The 15,888-nt window shown below is 69.4% G+C and carries 12 protein-coding genes; 10 read left to right on the top strand and 2 right to left on the bottom strand.

Features of this window, described 5'->3' with window-relative positions:
• Positions 1-27: 27 nt before the first annotated feature.
• The 4 genes from ACE3OK_RS00510 (at position 28) to ACE3OK_RS00495 (ending at position 3,893) form a co-directional block, all read left to right on the top strand.
• The gene (locus tag ACE3OK_RS00510) at positions 28-1,050 is read left to right on the top strand and encodes a sulfate ABC transporter substrate-binding protein (protein ID WP_374247553.1); all 1,023 of its coding nucleotides are present in this window, start codon (positions 28-30) and stop codon (positions 1,048-1,050) included.
• A 119-nt stretch (positions 1,051-1,169) separates the two neighbouring features.
• Entirely contained in the window at positions 1,170-1,994 is an 825-nt protein-coding gene (gene cysT / locus ACE3OK_RS00505; RefSeq protein WP_374247552.1) for a sulfate ABC transporter permease subunit CysT, read from the top strand.
• Entirely contained in the window at positions 1,987-2,853 is an 867-nt protein-coding gene (gene cysW / locus ACE3OK_RS00500) for a sulfate ABC transporter permease subunit CysW (protein ID WP_374247551.1), read from the top strand. Before cysT ends, cysW begins: the two co-directional genes overlap by 8 nt.
• Positions 2,854-2,855: 2 nt before the next feature.
• Entirely contained in the window at positions 2,856-3,893 is a 1,038-nt protein-coding gene (locus tag ACE3OK_RS00495) for a sulfate/molybdate ABC transporter ATP-binding protein (RefSeq protein WP_374247550.1), read from the top strand.
• Positions 3,894-4,032: 139 nt separating this feature from the next.
• On the opposite strand, the gene ACE3OK_RS00490 is transcribed toward ACE3OK_RS00495, so the two are convergent.
• Positions 4,033-4,764, bottom strand: a complete 732-nt coding sequence (locus ACE3OK_RS00490; protein ID WP_374247549.1) for an SIMPL domain-containing protein — start codon at positions 4,762-4,764, stop codon at positions 4,033-4,035.
• Positions 4,765-4,884: 120 nt separating this feature from the next.
• Between ACE3OK_RS00490 and ACE3OK_RS00485 the strand changes: the two genes are divergently transcribed.
• Genes ACE3OK_RS00485 through tldD form a run of 4 tightly spaced genes read left to right on the top strand, consistent with a single transcriptional unit; the run spans position 4,885 to position 12,312 of the window.
• On the top strand, positions 4,885-5,469 hold the full coding sequence (locus ACE3OK_RS00485; protein WP_374247547.1) for a nucleoside triphosphate pyrophosphatase: 585 nt from the start codon (positions 4,885-4,887) through the stop codon (positions 5,467-5,469).
• Positions 5,470-5,481: 12 nt separating this feature from the next.
• Positions 5,482-6,975 carry a ribonuclease G gene (gene rng, locus ACE3OK_RS00480; RefSeq protein WP_374247546.1) on the top strand — a complete coding sequence of 498 codons (1,494 nt, stop codon included), beginning with the start codon at positions 5,482-5,484 and terminating at the stop codon, positions 6,973-6,975.
• A gap of 30 nt (positions 6,976-7,005) precedes the next feature.
• The gene (locus ACE3OK_RS00475) at positions 7,006-10,830 is read left to right on the top strand and encodes a YhdP family protein (protein ID WP_374247885.1); all 3,825 of its coding nucleotides are present in this window, start codon (positions 7,006-7,008) and stop codon (positions 10,828-10,830) included.
• Positions 10,831-10,872: 42 nt separating this feature from the next.
• On the top strand, positions 10,873-12,312 hold the full coding sequence (gene tldD, locus ACE3OK_RS00470) for a metalloprotease TldD (RefSeq protein ID WP_374247545.1): 1,440 nt from the start codon (positions 10,873-10,875) through the stop codon (positions 12,310-12,312).
• Between the two features lie 113 nt (positions 12,313-12,425).
• On the opposite strand, the gene yjgA is transcribed toward tldD, so the two are convergent.
• Positions 12,426-12,995: a ribosome biogenesis factor YjgA gene (yjgA, locus tag ACE3OK_RS00465; protein ID WP_374247544.1), complete on the bottom strand. Its 570-nt coding sequence runs from the start codon at positions 12,993-12,995 to the stop codon at positions 12,426-12,428.
• A 38-nt stretch (positions 12,996-13,033) separates the two neighbouring features.
• On the opposite strand from yjgA, the gene pmbA reads away from it, so the two are divergent.
• Together pmbA and ACE3OK_RS00455 are read left to right on the top strand one after the other, a co-directional pair.
• Entirely contained in the window at positions 13,034-14,398 is a 1,365-nt protein-coding gene (pmbA, locus tag ACE3OK_RS00460) for a metalloprotease PmbA (RefSeq protein ID WP_374247543.1), read from the top strand.
• 83 nt (positions 14,399-14,481) lie between these two features.
• A complete protein-coding gene (locus ACE3OK_RS00455) occupies positions 14,482-15,888 on the top strand; it encodes a DUF1800 family protein (RefSeq protein ID WP_374247542.1) in 1,407 nt (468 codons plus the stop codon).

Below are 15,888 nucleotides of genomic sequence, written 5' to 3'. Positions count from 1 at the left end.
ACTCCTTCGAACAGTGAGAATGCACGCATGAACATCACCCCCCGCACGGCGTTCGGAAGTGTCCTGCTCGGCCTGCTGGCCGCGCTGTCGGTTTCGTCCGCCGCCTCGGTGAAGGACAAGGAACTGCTCAACGTTTCCTACGATCCGACCCGCGAGCTGTACGCCGACTTCAATGCATCCTTCGCCGCCGAATGGAAGCGGCAGACCGGCGAAACCGTGACCCTGCGCGCTTCGCATGGGGGCTCCGGCAAGCAGGCGCGCGCGGTCATCGACGGGCTGGAGGCCGACATCGTCACCCTGGCGCTGGCGGCGGACATCGATGCGCTGGCGGAGAAGGGCAAGCTGCTGCCCGCCAACTGGCAGTCGCGGTTGCCGCACAACAGCGCGCCTTACACCTCGACCATCGTGTTCCTGGTGCGCAAGGGCAACCCGAAGGGCATCAAGGACTGGGGCGACCTGGCGAAGCCTGGCGTCGGCGTCATCACGCCCAATCCCAAGACCTCGGGCGGCGCGCGCTGGAATTACCTGGCGGCGTGGACCTGGGCGTCGCGCGAATACCGCGACGGCGGCAAGGTCATGGCGTACATGACCCGGCTGTTCAAGAACGTGCCGGTGCTGGACACCGGCGCGCGCGGCGCGACCACCACCTTCGTCGAGCGCGGCATCGGCGACGTGCTGATCGCGTGGGAGAACGAGGCGCTGTTGACCCTCAAGGATCCGAAATTGCGCGGCAGGTTCGAGGTCGTCGCGCCGTCGATCAGCATCAAGGCCGAACCGCCGGTGGCGTGGGTGGACAGGAACGTGGACCGGCACGGCACCCGCAAGCTGGCGGAAGCCTATCTGCGCTACCTGTATTCGCCGCAGGGGCAATTGATCGCCGCGCGCAACTTCTACCGGCCATCGCAGCCCGCTGGCGTGCCCGCGCAGCTGCTGGCGCAGTTTCCGCCGGTGCGGCAAGTGACCATCGCCGCCGCATTCGGCGGCTGGAAGAAGGCACAGGCCGAGCATTTCTCCGACGGCGGCTTCTTCGACCGCATCTACAAGCCGTAAGCGCGGATGCGGAATTTTTTGCTCGTCATTGCCGCGAAGGCGGGGATGGCGATCCTTTCGAGCGCCTCCAAGCGCATGGATGACTTCCAGTGAGTGCAACAGCATTTGCATCGAGGCGGATGCGCGACAGGCATCCCCTGCCGGGGTTCGGCCTGAGCCTCGGGCTGGGCATGGCCTGGCTGGGCGTGGTGGTGCTGCTGCCGCTGGCGGCGTTGGCGGTGCGTGCGGCCGGGCTGGGTACGCGCGGCTGGCTGCACGTGATCCGCGATGAGCGCGTGCAGGCGGCGCTGACGCTCAGCTTCGCCGCCGCGTTCGTGGCGGCCTTGCTGGCGGCGCTGGTGGGCGCGCTGGTGGCGTGGGTGATCGTGCGCTACCGCTACCCCGGCCGCCGTCTGCTGGATGCGTTGGTGGACCTGCCGTTCGCCTTGCCGACGGCGGTGGCCGGCATCGCCCTGACCGCGATCTACGCGCCGTCCGGCTGGGTTGGCAAGCTGCTGGTGGCGCACGGAATCAAGATCGCCTATGCGACACCGGGCATCGTGCTGGCACTGGTGTTCATCGGCCTGCCGTTCGTGGTGCGCAGCCTGCAGCCGGTGCTGGAGACGCTGGGCCGCGAACCGGAGGAGGCGGCCGCATCGCTCGGCGCGGGCCGCTTCACCACGCTGCGGCGGGTGGTGCTGCCGGAGCTGCTGCCGGCGTGGCTGACCGGGTTTTCGCTGGCGTTCGCGCGCGGGCTGGGGGAATACGGCTCGGTGATCTTCATTGCCGGCAACCTGCCGTACAAGACCGAGATCGCGCCGCTGCTGATCACCATCCGGCTGGAGGAATACGACTACGACGGCGCGATCGCCATCGCCGCGCTGCTGCTGGTCACTTCGTTCCTGTGCCTGCTGGCGATCAACCTGATCCCGCTGCTGTTCGGGCGCGGAGGTCGCGATGGCTGAGCAGGCGAAGGCGTCCTTCCACGATCCGCTACGCGAGCCTGCCTGGTTGCGACTGCTGCTGATCCTCGCCGCCGTCGCCGCGATGGGGTTGCTGGTGCTGCTGCCATTGGCGATGGTGCTGGGGGCGGCATTCGGTGACGGCTTCCAGGCGTGGTGGCGGGCGCTGGCGACGCCCGATGCGCGCAGCGCGCTGAAACTGACCCTGCTCACTGCCGCCATCGTGATTCCGGTCAATGCCGGCTTCGGCGTGCTGGCGGCGTGGGCGCTGACGCGTTTTGCCTTCCGCGGCAAGCGCGTGCTGCTGGCGTTGATCGACCTGCCGTTCGCGGTGTCGCCGGTGGTCGCCGGCCTCTGCCTGGTGCTGCTGTTCGGCAGCGGCGGCTGGTTCCACGAGTGGTTGCAGGCGCATGACATCAAGATCCTGTTCGCGCGCCCCGGCATCGTGCTGGCAACGCTGTTCGTGACCTTCCCGTTCGTGGTGCGCGAGCTGGTGCCGCTGATGCAGCAACAGGGCGCGGACGAGGAGCTGGCGGCGCGCTCGCTGGGCGCGGGCGCGTGGACGATGTTCCGCCGCGTGACCCTGCCCAACATCAAGTGGGGCCTGCTGTACGGCGTGCTGCTGTGCGGCGCGCGGGCGATGGGCGAGTTCGGCGCGGTATCGGTGGTGTCCGGGCACGTTCGCGGCATGACCAACACGTTGCCGCTGCACATCGAGATCCTCTACAACGAGTTCGACGCCACCGCCGCGTTCGCGGTGGCTTCGCTGCTGGCAGGGCTGTCGCTGGTCACGCTGGTCTTGAAGTTCTGGCTTGAAGCACGCCATGGCGACGCCCTGGCGCAATCCCACAGGCGGCATTGACCATGCAACTGACGATTTCCTCCCTGCACAAGCGCTATCCCGGCGTGGCCGCGCTGGATGGCGTGGACCTCGACATCCGCTCCGGCGAGCTGGTGGCGCTGCTGGGCCCATCCGGCTCCGGCAAGACCACGCTGCTGCGGGTGATCGCCGGGTTGCTGCATGCCGATGACGGGCGGGTGCTGTTCGGCGAGGTCGATGCGACCCGGCTGAGTCTGCGCGAGCGCAACGTCGGCTTCGTGTTCCAGCACTACGCCTTGTTCCGGCACATGACGGTGGCCGACAACATCGCCTTCGGCCTGCACAGCCGGCCGCGCAGTCGGCGGCCCGACAAGGCGACGATCGCGCGGCGGGTGCAGGAATTGTTGCAGCTTGTGCAACTGCCGGAGCACGGCGGGCGCTATCCCGACCAGCTCTCCGGCGGGCAGAAGCAACGCATTGCGCTGGCGCGCGCGCTGGCCATCGATCCGGCGGTGCTGCTGCTGGACGAGCCATTCGGCGCGCTCGATGCGAAAGTGCGCGTGGAACTGCGTCGCTGGCTGCGCAAGCTGCACGATCAGACCGGGCAGACCACGGTGTTCGTCACCCACGACCAGGAGGAGGCGCTGGAGCTGGCCGATCGGGTGGTGGTGATGCGCGCCGGCAGGGTGGAGCAGGTTGGCACGCCGGACGAGATCTACCGCGCGCCGGCTTCGCCCTACGTGTTCGAGTTCATCGGCCGCGCCAACGTGTTGCACGGGGAGGTGGGTGGCGGGCGCTTCCACATGGCGGGGCTGGAGCTCGATGCCGCCGACGTGGTCGATGGTCCGGCGCGGCTGTACCTGCGCCCGCACGATGTCGCCGTCGGGGAGCCCGGTGCGGACGCGCTGCCGGCGCGGGTGCGCGGTGTGCAGCGGCTGGGCGGGCGCATCACCGCGGAACTCGATGCCGGCGGGCAGGCGCTGGAGCTGGAGGCGTTCGATTCCGGTGCGCTGTCGCTCGCGGTGGGTGAAGCGGTGCATCTGCGGCTCGCGCGCCATCGGGTGTTCGCCGCAGACGCCTGAGTGGCGTGTTCCCGATACCGAAACGCCCCGCAGGGGCGGGGCGTTTCCAAGCCCGGGGTCCAGGTGGATCGGGCGTTCTCTTGCGCGCCCGGCCCCGGTGGCCGGCAGGAAGCTTCGGCACTCGAGTGCTTGCGGGCGTTCAGCGCCCCAGCTCGAACACCATTTCCACGCTCACCGAGACCGTGTTTTCGCCGGCGGCCACGGCGGTGTCCTTGTAGGCGGCGGGCGCCCCCGCGGCCATCATCCGCAGCACCGGCTGTGGTTGCGGCTGGCTGGCACCGCCTTCGCTGATGCTGGCGATGCGCAGCACCCGCATGCCCAGTGCGGTGGCATAGGTCTGTGCCTGCGCCTGGGCCTTCTTCACGGCGGCGATGCGCGCCTCTTCGTAGGCAGCATCGGGTTGGTCGATGTCGAAACTGGGGCCGTTGATCTGGTTGGCCCCCTGCGCCACCAGCGTATCCAGCACCTTGCCGAGCTTGCCAAGGTCGCGCACCCTCACGTCCAGCGTGTTGCTGGCCTGGTAGCCGACGATCGCCGGCGGCTGGTTTTCGACGTATTTGTACTGCGGGCTGAGGTTGATGCCGCTGGTTTGCACGTCGCGGCCGGCGATCCCGGCGGCACGCAATGCCGCCATCACCTTGTCCATCTGCACGGCGTTGTCGCGCAGCGCGGCATTGGCATCGGCGGCCTGGGTGATCACGCCGGTGGAGATGCGGGCCACGTCGGGGGCGCGGCTGGCCTCGGCATGCGCGGCGATCGACAGCAGGGTGGGGGGCGTCGCGATACCGGTTTCGACGGGCGTGGCGTGGCTGGTCATGGGCAGGCTGGCGGCAAGGGCGAGGGCAAGCAACAGGGGGCGCAGCATCATCATGGACTCCGTTGGAATGGGATGGAAGATTGCCTGCCGGGGGTGAACGCCCGGTGAGCCGGAACGGGGTTGGCGGCGGCGAGGGGCTGGGGTGCGCCGACGACTGCGGGTTAGACTGCCGGCATGCTGCATCTTGCCTCGCGATCCCCCCGCCGCGCCGAATTGCTGACCCGCCTCGGGGTGCAGTTCGGCATCCTTGACCTGGACATCCCCGAACAGCCGGGTGCCACCGAACCGGCCGTCGATTACGTGTGCCGGGTGGCGCGCGAGAAAGCCGGTGCCGGCCTGCTGAAGGTCGTGGCCGCGCCGGACGCCGCCGCGGGGCATGTCTGCGTGCTGGGGGCCGACACCGAGGTGGTGCTGGACGATGTGGTGTTCGGCAAGCCGGCCGATGCGGTGGATGCCGCCGCCATGCTGCGCCGTGTTTCCGGGCGCACCCACCAGGTGGTCACGGCGGTCAGCGTGTTGTCGGCCGCGCGCGAGGCGCAGGCGGTGGTTGTCTCACAGGTGACGGTGGAGGCCTTGTCCGATGCCGCCATCGACCGTTACCTGGACAGCGGGGAATGGCGCGGCAAGGCCGGCGCATACGCCATCCAGGGCCGGTTCGAGGCCCATGTGGCGCGGCTGGACGGCAGCTATTCCGGGGTGATGGGGTTGCCGCTGCATGCCACCGCGGGCCTGCTGCGCCAGTTCGGGCTGTTGCCATGAGTGCGTGCCGTCATGAGTGAGGATCTGCTGGTCAACGTCACCCCGCGTGAAACCCGCGTGGCGGTGGTGGAAAACGGCATGCTGCAGGAATTGCACATCGAGCGCGGCAGCCAGCGCGGGGTGGTGGGCAATGTCTACAAGGGCAAGGTGCAGCGGGTGATGCCGGGGATGCAGGCCGCGTTCGTGGACATCGGCCTGGAGCGCGCCGCCTTCCTGCATGCCAACGACATCTTCCGCGCCGCCCCGCTGGACGTGGGCGAGGGCGAGGACGCCCCGATCGCGCCGCCGCCGCAGGTGCAGATTCCCATCACCGAACTGCTGCGCGATGGTGCCGAGATCGTGGTGCAGGTGGTGAAGGACCCGATCGGCAGCAAGGGCGCGCGGCTGACCACGCAGATCAGCATTCCCTCGCGTTACCTGGTGTTGTTGCCGCGCTCGAAGGTGATCGGCGTGTCCGCGCGGATCGAAGACGAGGCGGAGCGCGTGCGGCTGAAGTCGCTGATGGTGGAACTGACGGCCGCGGGTGCCGGCCATGGTTACATCGTGCGCACCAATGCCGAAGGCCAGCCGGCCGAGGCGTTGGCCGAGGACATCGCCTACCTGGGCCGGGTGTGGGCGCTGATCGAGCGCAATGCCGCCAGCGCACAGCACGGTACCCGTGTTTACGAAGACCTCAGCCTGCCGCTGCGCGCGGTGCGCGACCTGATCCGCCGCGACGTCGACAAGGTGAAGGTGGATTCGCGCGAGACCTGCGAGCACCTGCGCGAATTCGCCGCCAAGTACATGCCGGTGCTGGCCGACAAGATCGAGCATTACTCGGGTGCGCGCCCGATCTTCGACATGTATGGCGTCGAGGACGAAATCCAGCGCGCGCTGGACAAGCAGGTGCCACTGAAGTCCGGCGGCTACCTGGTGATCGACCAGACCGAGGCGATGACCACGGTGGACGTGAACACCGGCAGTTTCCTCGGCCAGCGCAACCTCGAGGAGACCGTGTACCGCACCAACCTGGAGGCGGCGCAGGCGGTGGCGCGCCAGCTGCGGCTGCGCAACCTCGGCGGCATCATCATCATCGACTTCATCGACATGCACGACGCCGAGCACCGCCGGCAGGTGCTGCGCACGCTGGAGAAGTCGCTGGCGAAGGACCACGCCAAGACCACCGTGTACGACTTCTCGCCGCTGGGCCTGGTGGAAATGACCCGCAAGCGCACGGTGGAGTCGCTCGAACGCCAGCTGTGCGAGCCCTGCCACGAGTGCGGCGGGCGCGGGATGGTGAAGACCGGCGAGACCGTGACCTACGAAATCTTCCGCGAGATCGTGCGCGCGGTGCGCCAGTTCGACGCCGCGCGGCTGCTGGTGATCGCCTCGCCGAAGGTGGTGGCGCGGATCACCGACGAGGAATCCAACGCGGTGGCCGAGCTGGAGGAGTTCATCGGCAAGTCGATCCGCTTCCAGGCCGACGCGCAGTACCTGCAGGAGCAGTTCGATGTCGTGCTGCTCTGATCCGCGGTGGGGAGCGGTGTCCCCGTGATCATGCCCTGGCGCCATCGCCTGCGCCTGCTGCGCCGTGGTGCGTGGTATGCACTGGCGCTGGCGCTGGTGGTGGTGGCACTGCTGGCCACGGTGGCCAGCCAGATGCTGCCGATGTTGCAGCAACGGCCGCAGCAGGTGGCCGACTGGCTGAGCACGCGCGCGCATCGCAAGGTGGCGTTCGACCACCTTGATACCGCGTGGACCCGGCGCGGGCCGTTGCTGCGGCTGCGCAACCTGCGGGTGGGCGATGGGCCGGTGCCGCTGGCCATCGGCGATGCCGAATTGCTGGTCTCCCCCTATGCCGGGCTGCTGCCCGGGCGTTCGCTCACCGAACTGCGGCTGCGCGGGCTGGACCTCACCCTGCAGCGGCAGGCCAACGGCCAGTGGCATGTGCGCGGCTTGCCGGGGCAAGCCAACGGCGGCGACCCGCTGGACGACCTGGCCCATCTGGGCGAATTGCAGTTGGCACAGGCGCGGTTGCGCGTGCTGGCGCCGGAGCTGGGCGTGGACGTGCGCGTCCCGCGCATCGATGTGCGCTTGCAGGTGGATGGCGCGCGCGTGCGCGCCGGTGCGAAGGCGTGGCTGGATGCGGGCGCGGCGCCCTTCGAAGTGGCGGCAGACCTCGATCGCCGGCAAGGCAACGGCCTGTTGTACGCCGGCACCGGCCATGCCGACCTGTCGCAATTGGCCGGCAAGCTCCAATTCGCCGGTGCATCGCTGCTGGCGGGACAGGGCAAGGCGCAGGCCTGGGCGCGGTTGCATGCGCGCCGCGTCGTGGCGTTGCGTGCGGTGGCCGATCTGGAGGGCGTGCGCCTGCTCGCGGCTGCGGCCCCGGACCAGCCGGCGGTGACGCGCGCGCTGGGCACGTTGTCGCTGGATGCCGCCTGGGCCGGCAGCGTGCAGGATTGGCGCGCACGCGCCACGCGCTTGCGCTTCGGCGACGGCGTGCAACCGCAGGTACTGGATGGCTTGACGGTGGCGGGCGGTCGTCATCCCGGGTTGTGGGCCCGGCAGGTCCAGGCCGCGCCGCTGTTGCAGCTGGCCAGCATGGGCAACGTGTTGCCAGCGGGCACGCGGCGCTGGTTGCTGGTGGCGGCACCGGATGCGTTGCTGCAGGACGTGGTGGTGCAGGGCGAACGCGGTGGCGCGCTGCGCGCGCGCGCGCGCATCAGCGGCTTCCGCTTCGACCCGGTCGGGCATGCACCCGGCATGCGTGGCGTGGGCGGGTGGCTGCAGGCCGACCAGGACGGCCTGCGCCTGCGTTTCGACAACCGCGCGCAGGTGGTGTTCGATTGGCCGGCCGGCTTCGGCGTGCCGCATGCGTTCACCCTCGATGGCGAGGTGGTGGTGTGGCGCGCGGGTACCGGCTGGACCGTCCAGACCCCGGGGCTCGCGATCGCCGGCGGGCCGTTGCAGGTGCATGCGCGCGGGGGAATCGGTTTCCAGAACGACGGCACCCACCCGCACCTGGACATCGCCGCCGACATCGGCGATGCGCCGATGGCGATGGCGCACGGGTTCTGGATCCACCACCTGATGCCCAAGGCCACGGTGGCGTGGCTGGATGCGGCGTTGCAGGCCGGCACCTTGCGCAACATCCATGCGGTGGTGGCGGGGGACCTGGATGATTGGCCGTTCCGCAACGAACCCGGCATGGCCGGTGCCGGCGTGTTCCGCGCCGATGCGCGGATCGACAACGGCACCGTGAAGTTCCAGCCGGAGTGGCCGGCGGCCGAGCGCATGCATGCCGATGTCAGCTTCGTGGCGGATGGCTTCACCGTGAACGGCAGCGCCCAGTTGGCGGGTGTGCCGGTGACGCGGTTGCAGGCCGGCATCGCCCGTTTCGGCCAGGCCGAACTGGACGTGGATGCGGCGGCGGCCGGCGATGCCGCCAGCTTCCTGGTGATGTTGCGCAAAAGCCCGCTGCACAAGGAATACGCCAGCACGCTGGATGCCTTGCGCGCGGGCGGGTTGGCGCAGGCGACGTTCAAGATGGCGTTGCCGCTGCATCACGACCAGCCGTTGCCGCCGGTGATCGATGGCACCGTGGCGCTGGCGGGCGTGCGCCTGCGCGAAACCCGCTGGAACCTGGATTTCGACCGGGTGCATGGGCAGGCGCGCTTCGACCGTGGCGGTTTCGTGGCCGAGGGCTTGCAGGTGCGCAGCGAAGGTGCGCCCGGGGTGTTGTCGCTGCGTGCGGGGCCGCACGTGCGCGACGCCGCGCAGGCCTTCGAGGCGCAGCTGCAGACCCAGGCCGATATCGATGCCCTGCTGCGCAAGGCCGGCAACCTGGACTGGCTGGCGCCGCATGTTGGCGGTCGCTCGGCCTGGAGCGTGGCGGTGACGGTGCCGCGTGCGGCCGGCACGGCCACCCCACCGGCCAGCCTGCAATTGCGCTCGAACCTGGTGGGCACTGCGATCGACCTGCCCGCGCCCCTGTACAAGCCTGCCGCACAACCACTGGCGGCCGAGGTAAGCCTGCGCCTGCCGCCGGAAGGGGGCGAGATCAGCGCCAGGCTGGGCGACGTGCTGGCGTTGCGCAGCCGCAGCAGCAATGGCCAGACCGGCTTGCGCGTGCAGCTGGGCGGCGAGGCGGCGGGCCCGCCACCGGCGCGCGGCCTGGTGGTGACCGGGCAGGTGGGCCGGCTGGATGCGCTGGACTGGATCAGCCTGGTGGGCGGCAGTCGCGGCGGCAATGACCTGCCGCTGCAACGCATCGACGTACAGGCGCAAACCTTGCGGTTGCTGGGCACGGATTTCACTGCGGCACGCTTGCAGATGGCACCGGTGGGGCATGGCACCGCGGTGCAGGTGCAGGGCGATGGCATCGCCGGCAGCTTGCTGGTGCCGGCACAGGAGGGCGCGCTGGTGAGTGGGCGTTTCGACCGCTTGTACTGGGGCGTGCCGGCCATGGCGCTGGCGACGCCATCGGCACCCCCCGCAACGGTGGCCAACGGGGCCTTGGCCATCGACCCGGTGCGCATCCCGCCCTTGCAGTTCGACGTGGCGGACCTGCGCTTCGGCAGCGTCGACATGGGCAGTGCGCGTTTCCGCAGCAGCCCGGTGCCCGGGGGGCTGCGCATGGACGAGTTCTCCACCAGCGGCGGCAAGCAGCGTCTGTCCGCCAGTGGCGGTTGGAGCGGGCGCGGCGCGGCGGAGCGCAGCCAGCTCAAGCTGGAAGTGGACAGCGACAACATCGGCAAGCTGCTGGCCGGGCTGGGGATGGGCGGCCAGGTGGCGGGCGGCAAGGGCCGCTTCGGCATGCAGGCGGCGTGGCGTGGTGGCCCCGATGATTTCAATCCCGTCACGCTGGATGCCGCACTGGCGCTGGATGCACGCGATGGCCACCTGCTGGAACTGGAGCCGGGGGCCGGGCGCGTGCTGGGCCTGCTGGGCGTGGCCCAGTTGCGTCGCCGGCTGACGCTGGACTTCAGCGATTTCTTCAGCAAGGGCTTTGCCTTCGATCGCATCCAGGGCAATGCCCGCCTGGGCGGCGGCAGCCTGCATACCGACAACCTCACCGTGCGTGGCCCGGCTGCCACCCTCCTCGTGCGGGGGGATACCGACCTGCGCAACCAGCGTTTCGACCAGACCGTGGACGTGATGCCGAAATCCGCCGGCCTGCTGACGGCGGTGGGCGCGCTGGCGGGTGGCCCGGTGGGTGCTGCGGTGGGCGCGGTGGCCAACGCGGTGCTGGACAAGCCGATGCGCAATATCGGCGCCAAGACCTACCACGTCACCGGGCCGTGGTCGGCACCGAAAGTGGAAACCATCGCCCGCGATGCATCGGTGCAGGCCGACGCGAAGCGCGGGCAGGGCGATTGATTGCGCGCGGATCGCCACGACATTCCCATCCAGGACACCCCCATGCCCCATCTATCCATCGCCGAAACCCGCCTGCTGGCCCCCACCGGCCTTGATACCCCTGCGCTGGAGCGCACGTTTGCCGCGCTGCTGGGGCCGGGGATCGATTTCGGCGACCTGTATTTCCAGCATGCCCGCCGCGAGGCCTGGAGCATGGAGGACGGCATCGTCAAAAGCGGTTCGCACAGCATCGAGCAAGGCGTGGGCGTGCGTGCGATCTCCGGCGAGAAGACCGGCTTCGCCTATTCCGATGAGCTCGATGCCTCGGCGCTGCTGGCCTCCGCGCAGTCTGCACGCGCCATCGCCCGCGATGGCCGCGAACACCCGCCGCAGGCGATCGCGCGTGGCCATGGCCATGTGCTGTATCCGGCGCTGGACCCGATCGACGGGCTGGACAACGCCGCCAAGGTGGAAGCGCTGCGCCGCGTCGATGGCCTGTTGCGGGCGCTGGACCCGCGCGTGCGGCAGGTGATGGTGAGCCTCACCGGCGGCGTCGACACCGTGCTGGTGGCGCGCAGCGACGGCGTGCTGGCCGGTGACGTGCGGCCCTTGGTGCGGATGAACGTGCAGGTGATCGTGGAGCACGGCGGTCGCCGCGAATCGGGTTTCGCCGGCTTCGGTGGCCGTTATTCGTATGCCGAGCTGCTGGCTGACGACCAGCCGGAAAAATTCGCCCGCGAGGCGCTGCGACAGGCGCTGCTGAACCTGGACGCCATTGACGCCCCCGCCGGTGTCATGCCGGTGGTGCTGGGCCATGGCTGGCCGGGCGTGCTGCTGCACGAGGCGGTGGGCCACGGGCTGGAAGGCGACTTCAACCGCAAGGGCACCTCCACCTTCGCCGGTCGCATCGGCCAGCGGGTGGCGTCAAAGGGCGTGACCATCGTCGACGACGGCACCCTGGCCGGCCGCCGCGGTTCGCTCAACATCGACGACGAAGGCACGCCGACGTCCTGCATCACGTTGATCGAGGACGGCATCCTGGTCGGTTACATGCAGGACACCCACAACGCCCGCCTGATGGGCATGGCGCCCACCGGCAACGGCCGCCGCGAGTCGTTCGCCAGCCTGGTGCTGCCGCGCATGACCAACACCTACATGCGCGCCGGCAGCCATGACCCCGAGGAAATGATCCGCTCGGTATCGAGAGGCCTGTACGCGGTCAACTTCGGCGGCGGCCAGGTGGACATCACCAGCGGCAAATACGTGTTCTCCGCGACCGAGGCTTATCTGATCGAAGACGGCAAAATCACTGCGCCGGTGAAGGGTGCCACCCTGATCGGCAACGGCCCGGAAACCATGCAGAAGGTGGCGATGATCGGCCATGACCTGGCGCTGGACGACGGCGTCGGCATCTGCGGCAAGGACGGCCAGAGCGTGCCGGTGGGCGTGGGCCAGCCGTCCTTGCTGATTTCGGAATTGACGGTGGGCGGGACGCAGGCGTGAGTGCTTTTGCCCGTCATTCCCGCGAAGGCGGGAATCCATGGACTTTGTTTTCCATGGTTGGATGGAAGCAAAAGCAACGTCCTTGGATTCCCGCCTTCGCGGGAATGACGGCATTAGGCGTCGTCGTCCAGCGATGCGTCATCGTCGCCGGTGGCGTCGCCGGCTTCCGCCATCAACTCCCGCAGCACCCGGAACAGCTCGCGGAACGCGCGCGGCGGCTTGTTTTTCGTCCGCTCCTCGCGGACGTTGCGCAGCAGCTGGCGCAGTTGCTGGCGGTCGGCGTGCGGATGCGCGGCCAGCAGGTCGGTCAGCGCGGCATCGCCGTCGTCGCCCAGCAGCGCATCGCGCAACGCTTCGGCGCGATGCAGCGCGGCGGTCTCGCGGCGCGCGGCTTCGCCGTCCTTGCTCATCGCGTCGCGGATCGCGTCCAGCACGGCGTCGTCCAGCTTGCGCATCTGCTTGGCCAGGAAGGCCTGTTGCCGCTTGCGGGCCCCGTGCGAGGTGATGCGCTGGGTGTCGCGGATGTGCGGCAGCAGCTCTTCCGGGATCGGCAAGCGTCCCAGCTGCGCCGTACTCAGCGCCGCCAGTTGCTCACCCAGTTCCAGAACGTCCAGTGCCGCGCGGCGCTGCGCGCTGCGGCTGGGGCTCAGGAATTCACCGGTCTCTTCGTCATGTCCTCGCATTCGCACAGGATAATCCATTGAACAACGAGCCATTGCCCATGTCTTCTCCCGATATCGCCCTTTCCACCGACGACAGCCACGCACGGCTGGCACGGCTGTCCGTCGTGGCCCGGCAGCTGCTGGAGCGCGCCCGCGCCGCCGGGGCCAGCCAGTGTGAGGTGGTGTGCAACGAGGATGCCGGACTGAACGTCAACGTGCGCATGGGCGAGGTGGAAACCGTGGAAGCCACCCGCGACCGCGGGGTGGGCATCACCGTGTACTTCGGCCAGCGCAAGGGCAATGCCAGTACCGCCGACGTGCGCGAAGACAGCCTGGCTGCCACGGTTGCGCAGGCCTGCGCGATCGCCCGCCACACCGAGGAGGACCCCTGCGCGGGGCTGGCCGATGCGGCATTGATGGCGCAGACCCTGCGCGAGTTCGACAGCTGGCATCCGGCCGCGTTCGATGCCGACCGGGCGATCGACCTGGCATTGGCCTGCGAGGCCGCCGGGCGGGGCGTGGATGCGCGCATCGGCAATTCCGATGGCGGCGCCATGAGTTGCTCCGCCGCGCTCAGCGTGTATGCCAATTCGCACGGGTTTCTGGGCGCCGAACGCCACACGTCCTACAGCCTCGGTTGCACGTTGATCGCCGGCAGCGGCGAGGCGATGCAGCGCGATGGCTGGTACGACGTGGCGCTGGCGCAGGGCGACCTGGCGTCGCCCGAGGCCATCGGCCGCAAGGCCGCGCAGCGCACGCTGGAGCGCCTGGACCCGCGGCAGTTGCCCACCGGGCAGGTACCGGTGCTGTTCAATGCCGAGATGGCGCGCTCGCTGGTGGGCGGCTACATCGGCGCGGTCTCCGGCGGCGCGTTGTACCGGCGTGCCAGTTTCCTGCTGGACAGCGTCGGCACCCGCGTGTTCCCCGGCTGGTTCGCCATCGAGGAAGATCCGTTCCTGCCGCGCGGGTTCCGCTCCGCGTCCTTCGACAGCGATGGTGTGGCCACCCGTCGGTCGATGCTGGTGGAGGATGGCATCGTCCAGCGTTACATTCTGGGCAGCTATTCGGCGCGCAAGCTGGGCCTGGTCACCACCGCCAATGCCGGTGGCGTCCACAACCTCCAGGTCAAGGCCAACGCCGGCGACCTGGCGTCGCAAATCAAGGCCATGCGGCGCGGGCTGCTGGTCACCGAGTTGATGGGACAGGGCGTGAACGCCATCACCGGCGATTACTCGCGCGGTGCCGCCGGGTTCTGGGTGGAACACGGCGAGATCGCCTATCCGGTCGACGGGATCACCATTGCCGGCAACCTGAAGGACATGTTCGCCGCCATCGAAACGGTGGGCAGCGACGTGGATACGCGCTCGCACGTGCGCACCGGGTCGATCCTGATCGGCCGGATGACGGTGGCGGGCACCGGCTGAAGATGACGAAATCGTAATCCGGCGGGAGTCAACCGCGACCCGGCTGGGCGCGTTGGCAGGGTGTTCCCACTGGAGCACATGCGATGACTTCGATGCAGGCGGCCAGCGCGGCCAACCGGTTCGGGCTGGGCGCGCGCCCGGGTGACTGGCAGGTCATCGGCAGCGATCCACGCGGATGGTTGCAGACGCAGTTGCAGCCTGCACCGCTGCCCGCCGCGCTGGCGGAATTGCCCGACAGCCGCGCCACTCTGGATGCGTTCCATGCCTTGCGGATGCAGCGTGGCCAGGCCCGGGGCGCGGCCACGGACCCGGCGCTGCTGGCGGCGAAAAAAGCGGCGCAGCGGGAAGCACGGCAGGCCCTGCAGCGCGAGCTGGTGGTGCGCCAGGGCGTGGCGGTGGGTTGCGATGACGGCTTCCGCGAACGGCTGGTGCGGTTCTGGTCGAACCATTTCGCGATTTCGGTGGACAAGGGGCGTGCCGCGCCGTTTGCCGGGCCGATGGAACGCGAGGCGATCCGCCCGCGGCTGTGTGGCCGCTTTGTCGACCTGCTGCTGGCGGTGACGCGGCATCCGGGGATGCTGGTGTACCTCGACAACGTGCAGTCGATCGGGGCCGATTCCCGATTGGGGGTGGCCTCAAGGCGACGCGCCGGCCGCCAGCCCGGTGCCTCCGCGCGCGGGCTCAACGAAAATCTTGCGCGCGAAATCATGGAGCTGCACACGCTGGGCGTGGAGGGTGGCTACACCCAGGGCGACGTGGTGGAGTTCGCCCGCGCCATCACCGGCTGGGGGTTGGCCGCGCCGCAAGCACCGGGGCGCGAGGTGTTCGCCTTCCGTGCCGCCGCCCACCAGCCGGGCGCGCGGCAGGTGCTGCACAGGCGCTTCGGGCAGGAGGGCGAGCAACAGGGCGTCGCCATCCTGCACATGCTGGCCGTGCATCCGGCCACCGCCCGGCATGTCTCGCTGCAACTGGCACGCCATTTCATCGCCGATGCGCCGCCGCCCACGCTGGTGCAGCGCATGGCGAAGGCGTGGCTGGACAGCGAGGGGCATTTGCCCACGGTGTATCGGGCGATGCTGGACGACGATGCCGCCTGGCAGCCGGACGCGCGCAAGTTCAAGACGCCGGATGATTTCTGCGTGTCCGCGCTGCGTGCCTGCGGCTTGTCGGGACAGGACGTGCTGGCGATGGCGGTACGTTTGCAGGCGCAACTGGGCCAGCCGGTGTTCCAGCCGCGTTCGCCGGCCGGGTTTGGCGACGTGGCCGCCGACTGGGGTGGGCCGGATGCGCTGTTCAAGCGCGTGCAGGCGGCGCAGGCCATCGCGGAACGGCTTCCGGACAGCCAGGGCATCACCCCGCTGGCGTTGGGCGGCATGGCGCTGGGCAGCGGCCTGGATGCGCAAACCGCCGCTGCGCTGCGGCGTGCCGAATCCGTGCAACAAGGGGTGGCGCTGCTGCTGGCCAGCCCTGCCTTCCAATGGAGGAGCTGA

The sequence above is a fragment of the Thermomonas sp. genome (assembly GCF_041905325.1).
Classification (GTDB): Bacteria; Pseudomonadota; Gammaproteobacteria; order Xanthomonadales; family Xanthomonadaceae; genus Thermomonas.
Note: the sequence above shows the minus strand (reverse complement) of the source record. Positions and strands in the feature narration are given on the sequence as shown.